Origin of the sequence: Marinifilum sp. RC60d5 (assembly GCF_052400665.1) — a bacterium.
In the GTDB taxonomy this organism is placed as follows: domain Bacteria; phylum Bacteroidota; class Bacteroidia; order Bacteroidales; family Marinifilaceae; genus JBQTGK01.
This window is the reverse complement of the sequence record NZ_JBQTGK010000001.1, coordinates 43,317-66,012: the sequence shown is the minus strand read 5'-3', so window position 1 is coordinate 66,012 and position 22,696 is coordinate 43,317. Positions and strand designations below refer to the sequence as shown.

The following is a 22,696-nucleotide window of genomic DNA, read 5'->3' as shown; positions in this document are numbered from 1 at the left end:
ACCATCAAATAGACAGTACGCATGAACCAATCAAATTTTACTTATCTCGCCGAAGAATACCCACAATTGGCTAAGATTGGCCAATTAGCTGAACGCAATACCTTTATTGATCCCAGTACCTCTCTTTCCAAATTGAGATTACTGACCGAGAAGCTTTCAAAATTCATCCTCGAATACGAAAGAATCGAGGAACAAGAATACACCGATCAGGTCAAGAGAATTCAGCTATTGTTCAACAACGGAGTTATTTCTCAAGAAATAAACGATTTGTTGCATATCATTCGTAAATCTGGAAACAAAGCGACTCATACTGGCGAAGGAAGTGCTGCCGAAGCTAAATATATTTTGCGACAAACGGTAAAAGTGGTAAAATGGTTTTCTGCAGTTTACGAAAACCTGAATGCGCCTGAAGAATTTATAATGCCCCTAGAACAAGCAGACGATACTGCTAAGGTAAAAGACTTGGAAGAAGAGTTGTTAAGAGTAAAGGAGGCAGTAAAGAATTATGAAGAGAAAGTCAAAAAACTGACTGCCCTAACAAAGGATCAGAAAGTAGAAAGAAAAGAGCGAGCCGATCGAATTGTTTCGAAGATGGAGGAAAGTGAAGCTGAAACCCGCGAGAGAATCGACAAGCAGCTGAGAGATGCTGGTTGGCTGTGTGATACCAATACCATCAACTATAAAATACATAAAACACTTCCTGAAAAAGGAAAATATAAGGCTATAGCCGAATGGAGATGTGATAATTATTGGGCAGATTACGCTTTGTTTAACGGCATGGAACTAATTGGAATTGTTGAAGCCAAAAAGCACAATAAAAATGTGATGAGTGTGCTGGAACAAGCCAAAAGGTACAGCCGTTCGGTGAATAACAATAACGATATCTGTTTCCCTGAGCATGCCAATAGCGATAAATTTAAGGTGCCTTTTCTTTTCTCAACTAATGGGAAAGCATATTTAGAGCAAATAAAAACCATGTCGGGTATTTGGTTTTGGGATGCTCGTATACAAAGCAATAGCCCACGAGCTTTGCGTAATTGGTTTTCTCCTCGCGATTTAATCGAAATGATTAATTACGATCAAAGTCAAGGGGAAGACAAACTAGCAAAAAGTCCTTACGATTATCTTCAAGACAAGGATGGATTGAGCTTGCGCGATTACCAAGTTGAAGCGATTAAAGCCGTTGAAAGTAAAATTTTATCCGATAAAGATGAACGAAGAGCCCTTCTAGCCATGGCAACAGGAACGGGAAAAACCCGAACCATGATAGGCATGTGCTATCGTTTAATTAAATCGGGGCGATTTCGTAGAATCCTATTTTTGGTAGATAGAAGAATGTTGGGCAAGCAAGCAGCCGATTCTTTTAAAGAAGTGAAAATTGAAGGTTTACAAACTTTTGCTGAAATATACGACTTGCAAGAACTAAAGCAAGCAAGTGCCGAACTAGATACTAAAATTCATTTTGCTACCGTGCAGAGCATGGTGAAAAGAGTGGCTTATTCTGAAAATCCGCCAAGTATAGGTGATTACGATTGTATTGTGGTGGATGAAGCTCACCGTGGCTACACTCTAGATAAGGAAATGGAAGAGGAGGAACTCATCCTTCGCGACCAGAAAGATTTCCAAAGCAAATATCGAATGGTCCTCGATTATTTTGATGCCTATCGTATTGGACTAACCGCAACGCCAGCTGTTCATACGGCTGAGATATTTGGGGAACCGGTTTATACCTATTCTTACCGAAAAGCGGTGGTCGAAGGTTATTTAATCGATTTTGAACCACCTTATGTGTTCAAAACAAAACTTGGCAGAGAAGGCATTGTATGGGAAAAAGGCGATGAAGTAAAAGTTTACGATCCCGAGGAAAATGCCATTGAAAGTGCAGGAGTAACCGAGGATGAAATTCACGTAGAGATTCAGAGTTTTAATAAAAAGGTAATCAACGACAGTTTTAACCGCAATATTCTGAACAAATTAATTGCCGATTATGGTATTCATCCCGATGATCCCAAGAAAACATTGATTTTTGCAGCTACAAATATTCATGCCGATATGATAGTATCCATTCTTCGCGATGAACTAGAAGAACTGGGTGAGAATGTGGATGCAGATGCCATTGTGAAGATTACAGGAGAAGTACCCGAAAGAGACGATTTACTGAACCGATATAAAAACGATCAGTACCCAAGTATTGTGGTAACGGTTGATCTGTTAACGACAGGTATTGATGTGCCTGCAATCTGCAATATTGTTTTTCTGCGAAGGGTGAATTCCAGAATTCTTTACGATCAAATGATGGGACGAGCGACCCGAAAATGCGACGAAATAGGCAAAGAAGTTTTTAAAGTGTACGATTGTGTAGGTGTTACCGACATTATGGCTAAGGAGACTGTAATGAAGCCTGTGGCACCACTCGTAAACAAATCTTTTGCTCATCTAAACGAGGAGTTGGCCATTATAGAAGACGACTATCTGCGAGAAGCGAAATTGGATCGTATTATTGCCAAACTACAGCGCAAAACACGTTCCCTAAATGGCGATCAAATGGAGCAGTTTAAAAATCTTTCTGGGGGATTAACGGCCAACGAATTGGGACAAAAGCTGAAAGCTGCTGACACAACAGAAATGACCAAAGCCATAAATGAATATGAACATTTATGGAATTATCTCGATCGTGAAAAAGGAAAAGCCTTTAACTATGCGACCTTGTATAGCGAGCACGAGGATGTGGTGGAAGATGTGCAAAGAGCTTACGAAAAGAATCTAAAACCCAAAGATTACCTGGAATCCTTTGCCGATTTCATAAAGCAGAACAAGAATACAATTGCAGCCATCAATATTTTGTGCACTAAGCCAAGCAGCTTAACACGCAAAGATTTAAAAGAATTGCGCCTTATTTTAGATGAGAAAGGCTTTAACAGAGTCAGTTTGAATGCCGCTTACAAAGATATTTCCAATCAGGATATTGTGGCCGATATCATTGCGCATGTGCGAACATCAGCTCTGGGTTCTCCCTTAATTAGCCATCAGGAAAGAATAACAAGAGCCATAGAAAGAATAAAAAAAGCACATCAGTGGAACAGCATTCAACTAAAATGGCTTGAACGAATTGAGGTACAATTGTTCGCAGAGAACATTGTGACAATAGAAGATTTAAATAAAGCGCCATTCGATAGACACGGTGGACTTAAACGAATGGAAAAAGCATTCAAAAACGAAACTAGCACCATTATTAATGAACTAAACGAGTATCTTTATGCCTAGCTTCGACAAGCTCAGCTACCGTGACGTTCGATAAGTTCGAAACTTGGTGGCTGAGCTTGTCGAAGCCCAAATGTTCACACTATGAAAGGATACCTATACATATTAGAATGTTCTGATGGTAGTTTTTACACAGGTAGTACTAATGATTTAAATCGTCGTATAGAAGAACATCAAACAGGGAAGGGATCCTACCATACACGAAAAAGCTTGCCAGTTAAATTGGTTTACTTTGAAGAGTATGATAGAGTTGACCATGCATTTTATCGTGAAAAACAGATTCAAGGTTGGAGTAGAAAAAAGAAATTAGCTTTGATAGAAGGTCGATTTTCTGATTTACCGGGTTTATCGAAAAGCCCTTCGACAAGCTCAGGGACCAAGGATAACCGGTAGCTGAGCTCGTCAAAGCATAAGAATAAAAAATACAAAACGGTGGCTGAGCTTGTCGAAGCCCAATTAATAATTATAAAACATGGCCCTAGGCACACAAGAAATCGTAAACAAACTTTGGAACCTTTGTAACGTACTGCGCGACGATGGAATTACATACCACCAATACCTAAACGAACTAACTTACATTCTTTTCCTGAAAATGGCAGAAGAAACCAGTAAGGAAGAAGACATTACCGAAGGTTACCGTTGGGAAGATTTAAAAAGCAAGGAAGGCATTGAACTTTCGACCTTTTACCGCGAATTACTGCTGAAATTGGGTACGGAAGGAAAAGGTGCGGTGCAAAAAATTTACAACAACGCACAAACCTCCATCAACCAACCGGCCAATTTGCGCAAAATAATTAAATATATTGATGAGTTAGATTGGTTCGACGCACGAGAAGAAGGCCTGGGCGATATGTACGAAGGCCTGTTGGAGAAGAATGCCTCCGAAACCAAATCGGGTGCTGGGCAGTATTTTACACCTCGTCCGCTAATTAATGTGATGGTTCGATTGATGGATCCGAAAGTAGGCGAACGCCTAAACGATCCGGCTTGCGGAACCTATGGTTTCATGATATCGGCTCATCAGCACATTTTAAAGAACAACGATATTTATGCATTAGGAGCTGATAAAAGTAAATTTTTACAGGAAGAGCAGTTCAGTGGTTGCGAGTTGGTATTGGATACCCATCGCTTAGCCATGATGAATGCCTTTTTGCATGGTATGGGAGGTAACATTACCTTGGGTGATTCGCTAAGCAGTTTGGGCGAGGATACAAAGAATATCGATTTGGTATTGGCAAACCCACCATTTGGAACAAAAAAAGGAGGAGAGAACCCAACCCGTACCGATTTACTATTTCCTAGCTCTAACAAGCAACTCAACTTTTTACAAAGCATATACCGAAGCTTGCACCAACGTGGTGGAGCAAGAGCAGCAGTCGTATTACCCGATAATGTATTGTTTGAAGATGGTGACGGACAAAAAATACGCCGCGACCTTATGGAAAAGTGCAACTTGCACACCATACTTCGTTTGCCTACCGGAATATTCTACGCTGCAGGAGTAAAAACCAACGTACTCTTTTTTGAGCGTGGTACAAAAGACAAAGACAATACCAAAGAGGTGTGGTACTACGATATGCGTACGAACATGCCGAAGTTTGGCAAGCGAACCCCTTTTACCGAAAAGCACTTTGCCGATTTCGAAAAAGCCTACACAGCTGCCGATCGTAGAAAGCTGAAAGACGAACGTTTCTCTTGTATTTCTATAGCTGATATCGAAAAGAAAAACTACTCTCTCGATTTAGGACTGATAGCCGACGAAAGCATAAGCAATGGAGAAGAGCTGGGAGAACCTCAGGATATTGCCAAGGAAGCCCTTTCCGAAATGGAAAGTATCATGAAAGATTTGAATGCCATCATTAAAGAATTGAAATAATGGGAGAGCAAGCAAAATTATTGAAGTTAGAATATATTGAAGCTCTAAACCAAACAAAGACTCCTTCATCGTTAAATTTAAGAAGCAAAATTAAAGATCTTGATTGGTTCTTTTCTTTTAATGATAGTTTACCTTCAAATTGGATGGAGGTTAATATATTGGATGTTACGTGGCTGGTTACTTGTGGAGTTGCAAAAAAACCAGATTACATTGAAGAGGGAATTCCATTTCTGTCTGCTCAAAACGCAAGACCATTTAAGACAAATTTGAATAAAATTAAATTTATTAGTGAGAAGCAATTTAAAACGTTAACAGTTGGAGGGAAACCAGAAAGAAATGATATTCTATACACTCGTGTAGGGAATTGCGGTGAAGCTGCAAAAATTCCTTTTGATTTTGACTTTGCTATTTATGTTAGTCTAACATTAATAAAACCAATTCATGAGTTAATTGATGCTGATTATTTAGTAGCTTTTTTAAATAGTCGCCATGGTTTATCTCAAGCGAATGTTGGAGCTATTGGATCTGGATTAAAGAATCTAAATGTTAATAATGTAAGAAAATATAAAATTCCTCTTCCCCCACTAGCCGAACAAAAGCGCATAGTCGCCAAATTGGATGACCTTTTTGCCTCTTTGGAGAACACCAAAACACGTTTAGAGAAAATACCAACTCTGCTCAAAAACTTCAAACAAGCCATCCTCACCCAAGCCGTTACCGGCAAACTCACTGAGCAATGGCGCGAGGGTAAGGTGTTGGAGGATGTTGATATTGTAAATTTAGGATCTTTGCTAGAGGGTGTTAAATATGGGACTTCTAAAAAATCTGATTATAATATCGATGGTGTACCTATATTAAGAATACCTAATATAAAACATGGGGAGATAAATGTAGCAGATTTGAAATATTCTATTCTCGATAATAAAGAGTTGGATAAACTTAATTTAAAAGAGGGGGATGTTTTAATTATTCGATCTAATGGAAGTATATCTATTGTTGGTAAAACTGCTGTTGTTAGAAAGAAACATATTTCTTATTCTTTTGCAGGTTATTTAGTGAGATTAAGACCAGGTAATGGATTAGATGGTGTGTATTTGAATTATGCATTACAGAGTAATTATCTCCGAGGTCAAATAATAGAGAAAGCAAGATCTACTAGTGGAGTTAATAATATAAATACTCAAGAAATAAAAGAATTATTATTTCCTATATTTTCAATTCAAGAACAAACCGAAATCGTCCGCCGAGTAGAATCTCTTTTTGCCAAAGCCGATGCCATTGAGGCGCAATACCAAAGCTTAAAGAAAAAGGTAGATACACTACCACAGGCCATTTTGGCAAAAGCCTTTAAAGGCGAGTTGGTGGCACAAAACCCTTTAGATGAACCAGCTTCTGTTTTGTTGGAGAAGATTAAGGCCCTACGCGAAGCCGAGGTGAAAGCTAAGCCTAAGCGCAAAACGGTTCGTAAAAAGAAGAGTGCTAGCGCGAGTTTGTAACTCGTGCTCTGCGTATGCAGAAAAATACATTCTCACAAATTTGCAATTTGCAGGCAAGAGTTCAGGATTTATAATCCGTAATCGGAGCTGTCGATAAAATTCAGTTTGTAAGCTTCAACATCCGCTTGTTTAAACAGTTAAAAAGCATGACGTTTCCAATTTTAAAAGGTCTTAATTAGTATTCATAAAAGTGAAAATGGAAGATTATAAAGCGACTTATATAGATATTAGTTCTTGGCACATAAATCGTTATGTGGGAACAGGAGGTACACGGAGTAAAGAAATTGCAATCCATCCAGATACAGAGAAACAGTATTTTTTTAAAGCTTCTAAAATTGACAAATTCGATAATATTAAATATCCTACTGAATTTTGGTCAGAAATAATTTCATCTAAAATAGGGCAACTGCTTGGTTTTAATATGTTGGATTACAACATAGCATACAATGAAAATAACCGTCAAAAAGTAGGCTGTATTTCTAAATCTATGGTTGAGTTCGACGAGAATAAACTCACCGAAGGAATAACTTATTTAAGAGGATATAATGCCCAATACGATCCTGAATTAGATCAAGAGAAATACACCTTTCAATTTATTTGCGAAACCTTATCTCATTTTAAATTAGATAAATACATTATCCATATTATTGAAATTATAATTTACGATTCTATTATTGGGAATTCTGATAGACATCAAGAGAACTGGGGAACAATATCTTATTTTAGAGAGGCCATTGCAAGTTATGAAAGAGATTTAGAGGCTGGTAAAGATGGTTGGTTGGAGCGTTTTCTTAAGAAGATGAAGCATGCAATGACTAAAACAACAATTAAGCAGCATGATAATCCTCAACTGATTAAGCACAGTACTTTGGTTGTGCAGAATGAGATAGCGCCTAACTCTTTTGCTCCAATATATGACAGTGGATGTTGTTTAGCTCGTGAGAAGGTAGATAGTAAGGTCGCTGAAATGTTGAAAAATGAACAAATGTTAGAGGCTTACATTAAAAAAGGGTGTTCTGAAATTCGTTGGGAAAATACGAATAAAAAAGTAAATCATTTCGACTTAGTTAAACTTGTAATGGTTGAGAATAGCTCGATTGTAAAGCAAATAATAGCAGAAGTGAAAGAAAAATACAACAAGGAAACATTAAAGAATATCATCTTTAACATCGATTCAGAATTACCTGAAAAGTTAAATGCATTTAAATTAAGTGAACAAAGGAAAGAACTAATGCATAAATTAATAACTTTGCGCCTTGAAAAATTATTTATATTAGTAGAATGAAAGCAATCGGAAACATACATCTTATTTGGAGAAAAGGCAAAGGGAGTCGTAGGTTTTCTGTAGGTATTATCAAACGTAATGCTACAGAAGGAATCCGCTTTCAATATAATCAGAAAGAAGTTGCTGAAGCTCAAAAACAAGGCTTCACAGCTTATGAAGGTTTTCCTGATCTGGAAAAAGAGTATACTGAAAATGTTATTGATATTTTTGGGCAACGCATTATAAAAACGGAACGTAACGATATTGGTAATTTTCTTGATTTTTGGATGATTGATAGGAAATATATAAGTGATAAGTATTATATGCTTGCTTATACTCAAGGTTTATTACCGACCGATAACTATGAGTTTTTAGCTGATTTTAATCCAATTCAGAGTTTAGCTTTTGTTACTGAGATTACAGGGTTTTCTAAAATTAAGGTAGACTCAAAATGTTTGGATATGGGCAGCTCTTTACGTTACGAGCTAGAATCTGATAATCCTAATGATCCTAAGGCGGTTAAAGTGTTTACTGGAGAGTTATATTTAGGACACATAAAAAGGGTTCATTGTAATGTATTTCATGCAGCTAAAAAGAAGCTAAATCTATCAGTTCACAATATTGAGAAAAATGGTGTTCTACGCAGAGTTTTTGTCAAGGTGACAATCTAGGATAATAAGATTAAATATAAAAGGGGATTTTTCAATCCCATTTTTTAATTCTCCAATTTTAAGCTTAAACATACAAGCTTTTGAGATACTTGTATTTTTTATGGATCAATTAGCTATTGTGACAAGCCTTACAGCAATGTTCACACCCATCAGCAGTACTATAATAGTTTTCAGCTGCAGCGACTGCTGACTCACAATTTGAAAAAATACGTAAATCAATTTTACTTGAAGGCATCCAATCGCACCCCTCTTTATGCACCTCATGATCTCCATTAGCTTGTGCATTTCGATTAACGTAATATCTTGGCATTTTATAAAATTTACCATTTTTGACTTAGCTGCAGGTCTAGTCTACTAACCTATAAAAAGCTCTAATAGCTCATGTTCCCATGAGCTATTTATTTGTTATGGTCTGTAATCAGTACCATCACATTTTGGGCAAGGAGGTAACTTATCCGAATTATCATCCAGTTTTACCTTTTGTCCACACTTAGTACATGTGTATGTACCTTTTCCTGGTTTTTCACCTGTGCTTGACATATTCTAAAGATTTAGATTTTCAATTTGTAAAGTAGCTTACTTCAAGCAATTGTGATTTCTTTTTTACTTTCAGTCAAAAATGATATTTTTGTGTCGCTAAAAACAAAAGTCATAAATGATTAAACAGCAGACCAACACAATTTCTTCGGTCTGCTGTCATTTTACCAAACTCCTTGCCATAAATTAATTATGTAGTATAATAATTTTAAGTAATTGTTAAGAGATGTAATATTGTTGACGAACATAAGTTTTGTGTTGTTTTAACATTTTACAATTAATAGTAGTGTTATGCATATCTGTCATGCTTTGACAAAAAAGGCTGGACTTTTTGTCATTATGTAAACATAAATACGTGTAAGTATTTTATTGTTAGTAATTCATTGGTTTAGTTTTTCCCCTGCTCCTGCAGATTTGTAATCTGCAGGTAATGAGTTTCGGATTTTTAATCTCAATAAATAAGCTTGTGCAGCAGCTAAAATAAATTTGGAAAATTAAATAAATTAGTATTATTTTACAGAAAGTTTAGTTAGAGCTAAACTTTAGTTTTGATATGAGCAAATATTCATTAAACGAAATAGAAGGCATTGAGGGCAAACAGAACATCTATAAGCTACATATAGATGAATTGTGTATGTTTGATGAATTTGAAGAGGAAATTGGAAATAAAGGGCAGTATGAGGAGGAATTATATGCTATCTATAGCTTGATGGAGGATGTTGCCGATAACAAACTATTACCCAAAGAAAAATTCCGTGACATTACAATCAGCAAAAAAGAAAAATTCAAGGAATATGAGTTTAAATCGAAACACCTCAGAGTTTATGCGATTAAAGCACCCGATGGAAAAGTTGTGATAATGGGTGGCTATAAAAATCGTCAAAAAAAAGATATTAAAAAGTTTCGATCGATTAAAGATAAATACATTAAAACCTTGTAGTTATGAAAAGAGAAAAGCTAATTAGAAGTAAAGGGTATAATGTAAGTAAAATACAAAATGAGTTATACCGACAATTAACAGAATATTTAGAAACAAATGAAATGACACGCTCTGCTTTTGCTAAGCAATTAGGGGTTTCTAAAGGATATATTTCACAGGTTTTAAATGGGGATTTTGATTATAAAATTTCAAAACTAGTTGAGTTATCATTAGCAATTGGAAAAGTGCCAGTTATCAACTTCGAATCGTTTGAGAATATAGAATCTAAAAAAACGAATCAAATGAAAGTGGTACATATGAAGCCTCTTAAATATAAAAATAGCTCATCTTTTGTGTCTTTACAAAATGCAGAATTTGAACAATTTGATCTTAAAAAAGCCTGATAATGGAAAATAAAGAATTGCTACATAGATTTCCTTTTAAGATAGTTGATCTAAAAACAAATTCGTTTTCTGAACAAAATTTATCTGAAGAAGAAATTCAGGACTTTGACCCTAATTTAGTTGAATTTAATATTCAGCCAGGTTTTGGTTTTAATAAAAAACTGAATCTAATTAAGGTAAACTTTTTGATTACTTATTTATACAAGAAAAAGGAAATTTTAAAAATTGATGTCGATACTGTTTTTGAATTTGTGAAACAAGATGATTTGGATCTGGAAAATAAAACAATCTTAGCTACTGTTTTAGGAGTTTCCTTTTCAACGATCAGAGGAATAATATTGAACAGAACGATTGGAAGTTTTATGAACAAGATCTACTTGCCTATCATTAATCCTACCGAGATAATTGAAGATATGGCAAATCCGAAAAAATAAAATAATTTTATTGAATAGAGTGCTCTTCGTATTTAGATCGAAGAGCATTTTTTTTTGCATATCTACAAATATTTTCCCCACAAAATTTCAATCCTATTCTTTACTTTCTCGCGAAACCAGGCTGGTTTAAGTATTTCAACATCATCGCCCATCGCAAAAATCTTTTTCTCCAATTCAAAGTTGGGAATTACTTCTATGCTGATGGTCGCAGTTGTTTGGTTCACCTCTATTTCCTTCTGGCTTCCGTGTAAAGGCTTTGTTTTAATATATGGATAATGTTGAGCTGAAACGCAAAGAACTACTTTTTCAATCGCCTTGCCCTGCATCACACTTACGCCAATTACATCTTCAAAATACTTACTAAAGTCAAGGGTCTTATTCTCAATATATGGATAATCTGAATTGGTGATTTTTTTGATCCGATCTAGGGGAACATTATAGAGAATATCAATTCCTTCTCGATGACCAAACAGAAACCAGCGGTTGTTGTATTCTTTCAGTAAATAGGGCGAAAAAGGAAAAGATTCCACAGACTCTGATCGGAAGGATTGATAGGAGATTTCAATGGTGTTTTTCTGTCGGATGTGCTCAAAAAGCAAACTTAGGTATTCACGTCCTTCCAGATAGGGATTACTCTCAAACTGAACCAGCTCTGCTTTTAATGACTCCAAACCCAAACCCAATTTGGTGCGAATGTCTTCCATCCATTCAAATTGAGGCATGCCTTCAAATCTACTCAGAACTCCAAGAGCTTCGTATAATTGAGCTTTTTCATCTTCTCGCAATGGCTGGTTGAGAATTGAAAAGTTTGGATCCTCGTAATAAATCTCCTCATTCATTCGTACAATGGGTGCTCCAAATCCTTGGGGAGCATCCTTGCGCATCAATTGAATATCGTAGTCAAACTGTCGTTTGCTGATTCCTTTTTCTATGTCAAATTCTTCGGCCACTTTTTCCGAAACATGAGCCAACAGATCTTTATACTTCCATTTTTTATATTTCTGAGATAAGCAACTATCTATAAGTCTGTAGCGGTAGCTTGCATTTTTGTTAATCGGCATTTTTATGTGTTTTTTTTACAGATGCAAAAAGACTGCATTGCTAAGGTAGACATTTGTTATTAGAATTAAACCAGTAATAAAATCTATTTACAAAAACTAAAATCAAATGAAGCAAAAAATTTTAAGCCTATCGATTATGGCAATCCTATTGATGACTGCCTGCACAAACACAATGGAAAAACCGCTAAGCAAGGAAGATTTTCCGGCAGTAAAGGAAATTCTGAAGGCGAATGAAAATTACACGTCCATGAAGAAAAAGTACATCACCGACCAGTTGGAGATGCTTGTCAATTTATCAGAATTAGGAAAAGCCTTGAAGGGGGATGAACTCAACAGTTCAACTTTTAAAGAGGAAATTGATGATTTATCTCTTGATTTTGACTCCATTCGATCATCCAAATTACTGATTCGTGAAAACAATAAGAAACTGAAAGATTTTATCAGTTTAACAGATGCGAAAACCCTTTCTATTGATAAGTACAAAGGATATTTAAATATGAAATTGAAATTTAATAACCAGTTTGATAAAGAAATTCTGTACCTGATTTTGAATTACAAGTATGTAAATAAGTACGATTCTGAATTCTTCAATGAGAAATCTAAATTAACCGATCGTGTTGCTGATGATTTTAAAGGGGAAATAGAAATCTCAACCACCGAAAAATATAATGATGTGGCCGAGTTTATGTATACCAAAGTGCCGGTTAATGCGAGAAAGGCTTTAAGGGACGAATTGGGAAAAGAAAAAGCCGATGAAAAAGTCGAGCGAGATTTTCTTATGGCAGGACTAAAAGTGGAACCTCTTCTTATTGTTTTCAAAGACAAATCGCAACTTATGCACAAAGAGGATAAGTGGAAATATCTAGAAAAATAGTGTTAATCAAAATCAATCTATCATGAAAAAATTAAGTTTAATTATTGGGCTGTTGTTATTTTCATTTAGTGTTCTAATGGCACAATCTATCGAATCAAAAATCCGAGAATTTGCTAAAAGAGAGTATCCTTCAGATACTAAGATGCAAACGTATGTTTATAATAAGCAAATGTCTGCTTATCGATACATGCAAACGGTTAGCGATTCAGAGGTGATAAAAATTGCAACCAGAGAGTATTATAACGATTACGCCATGCAACAATACACTTACAACAAGCAATTGGCTGCAAAAAATTACATGAAAACGGTCTCCGATAGGGAAGTAAAGCAATTTTCCCTTCGCCAATACCCAAATGATTTCTCCATGCAAAAGTACACCTACGATAAGCAACTGGGAGCAAAGAATTACATGAACTCGGTAACCAATTACTCTGCAAAAACAAAGGCGGTACGCAAATACCCTTATGACTATTCTATGCAGAAATATACCTACGACAAGTTGGCTTACTAGATTGTAAATGAGCTTGCTAAGATGGAGTCCAGAAACCACGATAAAAAACGGGGCGAAATCCGAAAAGCCTTATGAGTAGGAAAACTAAATCTTTTAAAATTGAAAAAAATATCTTTTTTACTAGTGGGAGTCACACTCCTATTTTCGAGTTGTGCCATTCACAATGGCTTAACAACAAATTCAAACAACCATGAAACACAGGTTGTTTTAGCTAAAAAGAACTTTAAGCTTGTGAAAAATGTGAAGGGAGAATCAAAAGCAACTTATATTTTTGGTATTGGTGGACATGCCAGACAAGCAATGATAGAAGAAGCAAAATCAAAAATGCTTAGAAAAGCGGATATGATGGGTTCTTCTAAAGCCATCATCAACGAAACAGTGGAGATCAAACATTCTCTTTTTCCATTTTTTAGAAAGTATGAGCTTACAGTATCCGGACAGGTTGTCGAATTTACTGAATAGCTACACTAAATTTCTAAAGCTCTCCTTCGGGAGAGTTTTTCTTCTTGTTTTCACCACTTTTTTAGGCAAGAAACAGGAATTAATAAATGAATAATTTGTGAAATCTTAAAAATGCAAACTGATGACTAAAAAAACAGTACCCGTAAAACCTTATAAAAGGTCAACACCATCCCCAACACCAAGAAAAAATCCCCATGCACCCAAACCAGGTCCTAAAACAGTACCGATAAAACCTCATAAAAGAACGCCTCCTTCATAAAAAATAACTTATCAGGTTTTATACTTTAATTGAATTAAACTTGACAAACTTGACAGTTCTTTTATTAAGATCAATTTTTTAATTTTATAAACGAATATATTTTTTACATTGAAGACGTGGTTTATGATTAATACTGTATATCTTTCTAATTTGTTGAACCATTCTAAATCGGAATTAGAAAAGAATTATAACATCAATGATTTTGAATTCGATGATTTTGAATTTATTAATTTTTTCTTGATTAATAAAGCTCTAAATGAGGATAATTACAATTTGGCTATTAATTTTCCGCAAAGAGACGATAAAAGAGACTTTTACATACCAGTACTTTTGTCTGTTACATCTACTTTATTCTTTCAAAATTATGTTGATGATAAAACTGATTATGTTATTGGTGAAATAGTTCAGAAAGATGGATTACGATTTAGGATTATTGGAAAAACTGATGATGGTTTTAAAATTATATCGGAAGATGTTGCTAAAACAGTGAAATATCCAACAAACAAATCAATAAAAAAGTATATTGTTACTACAGCTGCTCTTACAGCAAGACAAGTCAAAACTAAATTTAATCATTACAGAAACCTTTTTAAGTTAATATTTGGAGATGATTATGTCCCCTCAAAATTTACTTATAAAGCTGCGATAATTGTTGAAAGGAAAGATTTTCTTGAATCCTTAAAAAATAAAAAGCTATCAGAGGTTGACTTAAAAAAAGCTATTCCATTTAAATGGGTGACAAAGAAAGGATTTGATAAAAATGAATCGGATTCTATACCTATTGAACCGATGATTTATTTATTGCCTGATTATGAAACCTTTAAGGAGTTTGTGTTTGACAAAATTGAAAATTTGGAATCGGTAGTATTTATTGGAAAAAATAAGTATGAACCTTTTCTAACACAAATAAAACGAGATTTAAGAAAGGGTAATATTCCTAAAGCAATATTCATAGGTAGTAACGGTATCGACAATATCGAGAATCTTAAAACATGGAAATGGACGCAATCTGAAACGAATTATTTTAATGAAATTGAAGATAGTTCTTTCAACTTAATTAATACAGCTCCATCTGACTTTATTAATAGCATTCAGGTATTTGAACAAAAAATTCAAGAGATTGATACTGAGTATTGCTTTAACCTTAAAACTCTATTTAGATTAAAAAAGATTCTTTATTCAACTGTATTGCCAAATAAAAATTTCCGTTTAGTAAGTCAATTAGAATACTTACGTCACATTTATTCTAAGGAGATATATAGTATAGTCTCAGAATCATTTTTTGAAATTAATGAAGACCCAAAACCTCACATAGATATTTTAACGGAGTTAGCAAATAGTATTATCGCAAATATTCCTTTAGATAAATGGGATTCCTTTTTAAAGCTTGAAAGAGCTGACATATTAATTGTTCCTGAAAGATTTAAAGATACTTGGTTATATGAACTAAAAAGCCTTGTAAAAATAAAGGTGTTAAGTTTCAAGGAATTTAAAAATCTACACAATAGATTCACAACAAGAAAAAATATTGCCTTTCTCACAATATTTGGCTTTGCAGATAGTCCAAACGAAATATTACGTTTTATTGAGCAAACCTCAAATGATTTTTATTTTATTCTTTATCCCGAAGAAATTAAATTGGTTGAAAAGCTATTGAATAAATGTAAAAACGAATCAATAGAACAGTTTGGTTCAAAGCATAGATATAGTCTTAGTCATGTTGAATATCCGATTATAAAAGAAGACGAAGATATTTCTGATATAATTTCCAAATTCTACGAACAAGATAGCTTTGAAAATAGGACATATCACTACGAACACACTGAAAATATCGAATATAAATTGACATTTAAAAATGATGAAATAGTTGTTTTAGAAGGAAGCAAGGCTGTTTTATTATTAACAGACAATCAAAAAAGGAAAGAAAAAGTTTCAAATATTGTTTCTGGCGACAAAGTCCGAGTATATGAAAACACATCAAAGGAAAGACTTTTTGAAATTGCCTCTGAAAATGATGAACAAGGGAAATTAGTTGAAATCATAGAGAACTCTAAGACGTGGAAACAATGTCTTATTAATTACTACAACAATAAAAAATCCTACACTTATAATGAAGAGCAACTTTTAAAAGAATTGTTAGACAATGGGGCAAAGATTCAAATAGTAACCCTAAAAAAATGGCTAAATATTAGCGATAAAGATTTTTTCCCATCTCAAATTATCAATTTGATTGCAATAAAGAGAACAATAGACTGCGATATACTAAACAGCAAGTTTGATGAGATTAAGCGATGTAAAAAGGCATACAGGAGCATTATGATTGCGTTGGGGCGAGACCTTAGTGATGAAATCATGGACTATATTATTTCAAACAAAAAAGTTGTCGGTAAAATCTTACAACGTTTTAATTCTGAACAAATTGATAAATTTATAAACGAGAGTGCTCCACTTCAAACAGTAAAGAATATTCAAATACTTGAAAATTGTGAACATGAGTAATATAGACGACAATAAAGCAAGACAGAAGTTTCATGATAGAATTACAAAAGGAATGTTAGGTCCAGGTTCAGACACTTGGGGAGTTGAAGATAAGGAAGAAATTATTTCTGACTATCCTTTAATAAGATATTTTACTGGCGTTCTATTTCCTGAAAAAACAAATCCTAATTCGCAATTAGATAGTGATATCGCAGCTGTTGAGAATGAAAGCGGTGAATATGATGAGCTTGAAGAATCTAATATAAAAAAGCAAATTTTAGATATTCCCAATGATGCAAAACCCGTTAAGGAAAATGAACACGAAGAACTTAAACTAAGTCAAAACAGTTTCTTTCCCAACAATATTGGATTAACTGTTTGTCTTGCCGATTCTGTAAAAGAAATTGATGTTGAATTTTCTTTTGGTATTTATTACCAACCAAGTTATAAGGAAAAAAGAATTAGAATTAATCAGGCTGGTTATGAGTCATTTTTTGAAGAAGGGATTCCCCAACCACTTTCATTTAAAGACAAACTGAAGTTCGATGGGGAATTCATGTTTTTGGAAAAAGATTTAGAAGGTCATTCAGGAGGTCGAGATAAAACGCGTAGTGGTGATTATACAGGTTGGGATTCATTTAAAAGCACAAATAACTTAAAAAGGCAGACAGAAGGAGGAGGATATTTTTCTGCATTTTATTACAAAGAATTGCTTGAAAAACTTATTAGTAGGGCATGGAAAAGAAAGGATATCATACAAAAGCAAAAAATATCAATCGAATCAACAGAAGAACCAATTCTAATAACATTTCCAGAGAAAGTTCACAAAGAATTAAAGGTTGGTTATAATGTTAAAACGTATATGCACCAAGGTAGAAAATATGTTAAAGTGCAACTTGTCAATCTATCTAAACCACACCCAAAAAATAAGTACTCCAACAAGAATGAAAAATTAAACACTAAATGTCTATTTCAATCTGCAATTAGCATTGAATCCGAAGAAATTTTACCTTACAAAACGCAATACGAAAGATTTCCATTTGATAAAGAAGCTGAAAAGCTAAATTTTATATACCGAGATATTAAGTCGTATGCTATTGGTCATAATTGTGCTGTGCTTTGGGAAAATGAGAATTTATCAAAAATTAAAACCAGTTTTCTGCCTTATGCCGACATTAAAGATGTAAAAAACAACTTTGATGATGCGAACGATTTAAAACTTGATGAAGCCCTTAACATAAGAAACCTTTCTACGTTTGGGTTTGATAAAAGTAAAGTTCTCGAACATCTTAAATACTTTGTTTCTCTTTACGAACAATGGATTGTTGGTCAGGAAAATAAAAGTCAAAACCTTGATGCTGCTGATTCTGAAATCTGTTCTGATATTATTTTAAAACAAAAACAGAATCTTGACCGGTTGAATGAAAGCATTGAACTATTAAAAGATGATAATATTTTCAAAGCATTTAAATTAGCTAATACAGCGATGTATATTCAGTTGATTACATCAAATGATATAGACTTCGGAAAGGGAGAAAAAGAACTTTCGGAAATTAACAACCAAATTGATTACAATAGCCTCGATTTTTTTAGTGAATATAAGGCAGAAGAAAGAAAAAAACAGGGTAAAATTAAGTTCATTCCCAAGTATCGCCCATTTCAATTGGCATTTATGCTACTTAGCCTTGACGGTATAGTGAATAATCAAAGTAAATCGAGAAAAGAACTTGTTGATTTGATTTGGTTTCCAACTGGTGGAGGTAAAACCGAAGCATATCTCGCAGTAACAGCATTAACAATAATTTGGAGACGGTTAGTAAATGAAACGGGTTTTGAAGGAACAACAGTAATAATGCGTTATACATTACGACTTTTAACTGCCCAACAATTTGAAAGAGCATCTCGACTAATTTCTGCATTAGAGTTTTTACGCCAACAACCTGTATTTTCAGACATATTAAAATCTGAACCGATAACAATTGGTCTTTGGGTCGGAATGGCATCAACACCAAATAAACTTGAAGTAGCCAAAAAGAAAGTCGATGATATAGAAAAAGAATGCGACCGTAAAAATGGTAACCCAAAAGAAAAAAATGTATTTCAAATTAGTGCTTGTCCTTGGTGTGGAACTAAACTAATATCAAAAAACAATGGTGTATGGGATTATGGTTTTGATTATAAAAAGCAAGACTTCAAAATAAACTGTATTAATCCCAAATGTGCATTTCACAAGAAAATTCCAGTTCAGGTCGTCGATGAACTGCTATATGAAAATCCACCAACTTTATTATTTGGCACAGTTGATAAATTTGCAATGTTAGCGTGGCAAGATAAAGCATTTATGTTTTTCAATACACACGATGACAACAAACTTCCACCCGATTTAATTATTCAGGACGAATTACACCTATTAAGTGGACCTTTGGGGTCAATAACGGGAATCTATGAAAGTGTAATCGAATTATTGTCCACAAAAAATGGCTATGCTCCAAAAATTATTGCATCAACAGCAACAACAAGAAATACAGATTCTCAGATTGAAAAATTATACGGTAATCGAGAGGTTAATGTGTTTCCTCCAACTGGTATAACCCAAGATGACAGTTTCTTCGCTAAAGAAGAAGAAAGTAAAAGTAAGAGAAGGTATTTAGGATTTATGCCTACTGGAAAAACTGCCGTTGATACACAATTACAAATACTCGCTCATTTACTTGTTGCTCGTTTAGAAGTTTTCCTAAATAAAGAAACAAAAGGTTCAGCAAACAATTATTGGAGCCTTGTGTCTTATTACAACAGTTTAAGAGATGTCGGACGTACAAACAATAAAGTTGGGGATGAGATTACAACATACACAGGATTTTTACAGAATCGTTTATCAGCCTTATTTCCTGGTCATATTAATGATTATAAATACAATTTTCAAGGTATTTATTCAAGAACAAAGGAACTTACAAGTCGTATTCCAAGCGAAAAAATTAAGGAGACATTAAGCGAAATCGAAAAAACATTTTCTGACAAAAGCTTTAGCACCGATGAGTCTGGACGGAAATACTTAAATAATGTTGTGGATTTGATTCTTGCAACCAATATGATTTCAGTAGGTATTGATATTAGCCGTTTGAATGTAATGTTGCTAAATGGCATGCCCAAAAATATTGCAGAATATATTCAGGCATCAAGTCGTGTTGGTCGCAGCACAAAAGGACTTGCAATAACTTTATTTGACCCAAACAGAGCAAGAGAAAAGTCATATTTCGAGCATTTTAAAACATTCCACCAAACTTTTTATAAAGCAGTGGAGCCATTGAGTGTTACACCATTTACGGAAAACACCATCAAAAAAATGTTATCAAGTATGCTTGTTGCTTTTATTCGTCAGAACTATCCAGGAGAACTTAATCGAAACAATCAGGCTGGTTATTTCACAAAAGATAAAATCACGCCCTTATTAGATTTTATAAAAAATAGATTTGGGAAATACACAAACGATTTTGAATTATTTGAAAATGAAATTAATCGGTTGGCTGATGAATGGGAAACAAAAATTAATCAAGTTGATTTACAAAAATACGATGAAATTTTATTAAAGCCAGGGGAACGTGACGGAGATAATGAAGATTGGATTTTAATGCAATCTATGCGTGAAGTTGACACCAATACTTACATTCAAATTAAAGGAAACAAATAATTATGCCACATACTGAAATTCAATCCCGCAAAGTAATAAGCTCTTATGGTGGAGTTGGTTCAATAATTGAAACTCCATCGGGTGCAATGATGATTGAGAATTTCGATTTATGGCCATTTTTTAATGCTATTATCGAAAATAAACTCGAAGTTGAAGATTATGTAATTGAAGACCCAAGGTTGTTAAATAGATTAAATAACGATAAAGGTTTTCCGAGACTATCAGCGTTTTTAAGAGTTCCATCAAATGTTGCAAATCCCAATAATCAAAGTGCCCCTTTACATGCTTATCGCTTCATCAGTTCAAAATTCTTTCCTGAATGGTTCTATTGTAACAAGTGTGAAAGGTTTCATCATATTTCCGATTGGTGGCAAGGTTGGAAAAGGACACTGGCTAAATATAAAGAGCCAAATGAAAAAATCAGGGAGTTATTTTACTCTGCTCCAAAATGCTTCTATTGCTATGATAGTGCAAAATCAAAACAGAAAGGTGATAAAAAACGAAGACGATTTTACTATGATTTAGAGCAAGTAAGATTTATTATGACTCATCCAAATGGTGATATTTATGATATACCTTGGGAAAAATGGAATGTTGCAGTTAAAGTTAGTCAAGACAATGAATCTCGCTTGACCATCAGAATTGATGATGATGAGCTTTGTTGCGAAAATCAACAACTGAAATACTATAAATCAACAAAGTTTTCAGATTTATCAGGTATAAGAATATCTTGTTCAAATCCTGATTGTAAAAAATCAAATACATTATCAGGTTTATTCAAATTAGACCTTATAGTAAATGAATCAACAAAACTGAATCGAAAAGTTGTAATAAGAAGTAGTAACAGTGTTTATTATCCAATTTTGGTAAGTAGTATTTATCTTCCTGCTCAATTGAATATTAAAGGAAACGATTTGAAAAAAATTGATAAATGGTTAGAAAAGGGTAAGTCTCCAGAATTTATTGTTGAAGTTTATGAAGACGAATATTCGGAAGAATCGATACTAAATTACATCAACAGTAAAAAAGAAGATGATTTTGAAAAGGAAGAAGAATACCGTTTAAAGGAATATAATTTTATAACATTGCCTGACCGAAATAAATATCCTGAAAGTGAAACCGAAAATAGAAATTTAATATTTGAGAGACAGAAAATAGATGTGTTAGAGAAATACGGTATTTCAAACTTAACTCAAATAAAACGGCTAAAATTAACAACAGTTCAAGTCGCATATACTCGACAAGAACCACTAAGCCAAAATGAATTTTTGCAAGGTGATAATGAAGATATAAAAATTAAAGCTAAATACACATCAAAATGGGCAAATCAAACCGAATATCTTCCTGCCGTAGAAAGCTTTGGTGAAGGAATTTTTATAAGCCTTGACAATGATAAAATAAATGATTGGATTGATGCAGTATTTGAGAACTCAGAATTTAGTAATCGTATTCAGACAATCAAAGGAAATATTCAAAACAACGATTTTGTAGATGATGATAAATTCAAAAGTGACAGACATTTGGGGAAGTTTATTTTGATTCACTCATTATCACATATTCTTATCAAGGAATTTGAATTTTTGGTTGGTTATCCTGCAACATCACTAAACGAAAGATTATTTATTGACGAGAATGATATGTCAGGTGTTTTAATTTATACCGTTGCAGGTGCAGAAGGAAGTTTTGGGGGATTAGTCTCACAAGGAACAGAAGAGATTTTTGAAAGAATACTAAAATCAGCACTTTATAGAGCAACTGACTGTGCTTCTGACCCAGTTTGCTTTAACACAATTGACGGACAAGGCGTAGGAGGACTAAATATGGCAGCATGTTATTCATGTTCGTTATTGCCTGAAACATCATGTGAGGAATTTAACAGTTTCCTTGACAGAGGCTTATTAATTGATAAAGACAATGGATTTTTCAAAGACAATATCGAATAATTAACTTTTGTTATCACAGCTTTGTTTTAGATTAAAGTTCGTTTCAATCCTTGTCGGGGGTATCGATAAAATTAATATTGAAATACACCGATAATGTGAGTTTTCAACCCCAGATGGTGCGAGCTTTTTTAGCTCGTGTCCTGCGTATGCAGTAAAATGTAATTAGAATTGAAAAGGAAATAAGGCGTTCATTCCTCGGGTTTTGGCAAAAATTTTGCCAGGGGTTCCAAAATCTTTTTGCCCATTTCGCTGGTTTTTCAACACGGGCAGTCCTTCTTCTAGTAAAGGGTCTTCATGGGCAAAAGGCATTTGTCACAAAATTGCTATATCTCCAGTCAATTATAGTATTGTAGGGAGAGTTAAGGCAATAAAATGTTTAAGCTAATTGCAGGAAAGCCCGCAACCCTGTCACAATTTTTGCGCTGCAACCACTCGTCACTCACAGCAATTCCCGGCTTCCCGGCCTCGTGGTCTCAACCTCGCACTTAAGTAGACTAAAGAAAGGGGAGAAGTAAATCGAAAGGAAACATACAAATTAGAAAAAAATACCACCAGGCA

Annotated in this window: 18 protein-coding genes; 15 read left to right on the top strand and 3 right to left on the bottom strand. The window is 34.2% G+C overall.

Annotated features, from left to right (window positions below; all coding sequences use genetic code 11):
- The first annotated feature begins 21 nt into the window (after positions 1-21).
- The 6 genes from hsdR (at position 22) to ACT3CE_RS00260 (ending at position 8,568) form a co-directional block, all read left to right on the top strand.
- The gene (hsdR, locus tag ACT3CE_RS00285; RefSeq protein WP_444707764.1) at positions 22-3,264 is read left to right on the top strand and encodes a type I restriction-modification system endonuclease; all 3,243 of its coding nucleotides are present in this window, start codon (positions 22-24) and stop codon (positions 3,262-3,264) included.
- A gap of 81 nt (positions 3,265-3,345) precedes the next feature.
- Entirely contained in the window at positions 3,346-3,654 is a 309-nt protein-coding gene (locus ACT3CE_RS00280; protein WP_444707763.1) for a GIY-YIG nuclease family protein, read from the top strand.
- A 79-nt stretch (positions 3,655-3,733) separates the two neighbouring features.
- Positions 3,734-5,137 carry an N-6 DNA methylase gene (locus ACT3CE_RS00275; protein WP_444707762.1) on the top strand — a complete coding sequence of 468 codons (1,404 nt, stop codon included), beginning with the start codon at positions 3,734-3,736 and terminating at the stop codon, positions 5,135-5,137.
- Positions 5,137-6,633 (top strand): restriction endonuclease subunit S, encoded by a 1,497-nt coding sequence (locus tag ACT3CE_RS00270; RefSeq protein WP_444707761.1) that lies wholly within the window; start codon positions 5,137-5,139, stop codon positions 6,631-6,633. The genes ACT3CE_RS00275 and ACT3CE_RS00270 overlap by 1 nt, the downstream gene beginning before the upstream one ends.
- A gap of 196 nt (positions 6,634-6,829) precedes the next feature.
- Positions 6,830-7,918 carry a hypothetical protein gene (locus ACT3CE_RS00265; protein WP_444707760.1) on the top strand — a complete coding sequence of 363 codons (1,089 nt, stop codon included), beginning with the start codon at positions 6,830-6,832 and terminating at the stop codon, positions 7,916-7,918.
- Positions 7,915-8,568, top strand: a complete 654-nt coding sequence (locus ACT3CE_RS00260; protein ID WP_444707759.1) for a hypothetical protein — start codon at positions 7,915-7,917, stop codon at positions 8,566-8,568. Before ACT3CE_RS00265 ends, ACT3CE_RS00260 begins: the two co-directional genes overlap by 4 nt.
- A 109-nt stretch (positions 8,569-8,677) precedes the next feature.
- On the opposite strand, the gene ACT3CE_RS00255 is transcribed toward ACT3CE_RS00260, so the two are convergent.
- Positions 8,678-8,878 carry a hypothetical protein gene (locus tag ACT3CE_RS00255; RefSeq protein ID WP_444707758.1) on the bottom strand — a complete coding sequence of 67 codons (201 nt, stop codon included), beginning with the start codon at positions 8,876-8,878 and terminating at the stop codon, positions 8,678-8,680.
- 95 nt (positions 8,879-8,973) lie between these two features.
- Positions 8,974-9,108 (bottom strand): zinc ribbon-containing protein, encoded by a 135-nt coding sequence (locus ACT3CE_RS00250; protein ID WP_444707757.1) that lies wholly within the window; start codon positions 9,106-9,108, stop codon positions 8,974-8,976.
- Between the two features lie 550 nt (positions 9,109-9,658).
- Between ACT3CE_RS00250 and ACT3CE_RS00245 the strand changes: the two genes are divergently transcribed.
- From ACT3CE_RS00245 to ACT3CE_RS00235, 3 genes are read left to right on the top strand one after another with little or no spacing between them, the layout of a single operon-like run.
- Positions 9,659-10,045, top strand: a complete 387-nt coding sequence (locus ACT3CE_RS00245; RefSeq protein ID WP_444707756.1) for a hypothetical protein — start codon at positions 9,659-9,661, stop codon at positions 10,043-10,045.
- 2 nt (positions 10,046-10,047) lie between these two features.
- Positions 10,048-10,428 (top strand): helix-turn-helix domain-containing protein, encoded by a 381-nt coding sequence (locus ACT3CE_RS00240; RefSeq protein ID WP_444707755.1) that lies wholly within the window; start codon positions 10,048-10,050, stop codon positions 10,426-10,428.
- Positions 10,429-10,430: 2 nt separating this feature from the next.
- Entirely contained in the window at positions 10,431-10,862 is a 432-nt protein-coding gene (locus ACT3CE_RS00235) for a hypothetical protein (protein WP_444707754.1), read from the top strand.
- A gap of 62 nt (positions 10,863-10,924) precedes the next feature.
- Here ACT3CE_RS00235 and ACT3CE_RS00230 read toward each other — a convergent pair whose 3' ends face one another.
- Entirely contained in the window at positions 10,925-11,923 is a 999-nt protein-coding gene (locus ACT3CE_RS00230; RefSeq protein WP_444707753.1) for a helix-turn-helix transcriptional regulator, read from the bottom strand.
- Positions 11,924-12,029: 106 nt separating this feature from the next.
- Between ACT3CE_RS00230 and ACT3CE_RS00225 the strand changes: the two genes are divergently transcribed.
- The 6 genes from ACT3CE_RS00225 to drmB all read left to right on the top strand — a co-directional run bounded on the left by ACT3CE_RS00225 (position 12,030) and on the right by drmB (position 22,138).
- Positions 12,030-12,797, top strand: coding sequence for a hypothetical protein (locus tag ACT3CE_RS00225; protein WP_444707752.1), 768 nt, complete (start codon positions 12,030-12,032; stop codon positions 12,795-12,797).
- Between the two features lie 22 nt (positions 12,798-12,819).
- Positions 12,820-13,308 carry a hypothetical protein gene (locus ACT3CE_RS00220; protein ID WP_444707751.1) on the top strand — a complete coding sequence of 163 codons (489 nt, stop codon included), beginning with the start codon at positions 12,820-12,822 and terminating at the stop codon, positions 13,306-13,308.
- Between the two features lie 99 nt (positions 13,309-13,407).
- On the top strand, positions 13,408-13,770 hold the full coding sequence (locus ACT3CE_RS00215; protein ID WP_444707750.1) for a DUF6567 family protein: 363 nt from the start codon (positions 13,408-13,410) through the stop codon (positions 13,768-13,770).
- Between the two features lie 382 nt (positions 13,771-14,152).
- The gene (locus ACT3CE_RS00210; protein WP_444707749.1) at positions 14,153-16,528 is read left to right on the top strand and encodes a hypothetical protein; all 2,376 of its coding nucleotides are present in this window, start codon (positions 14,153-14,155) and stop codon (positions 16,526-16,528) included.
- Complete coding sequence (locus ACT3CE_RS00205; RefSeq protein ID WP_444707748.1) at positions 16,521-20,195, top strand: helicase-related protein; 3,675 nt, start codon at positions 16,521-16,523, stop codon at positions 20,193-20,195. Before ACT3CE_RS00210 ends, ACT3CE_RS00205 begins: the two co-directional genes overlap by 8 nt.
- Before the next feature lie 2 nt (positions 20,196-20,197).
- Entirely contained in the window at positions 20,198-22,138 is a 1,941-nt protein-coding gene (gene drmB / locus ACT3CE_RS00200; protein ID WP_444707747.1) for a DrmB family protein, read from the top strand.
- Positions 22,139-22,696: the final 558 nt, after the last annotated feature.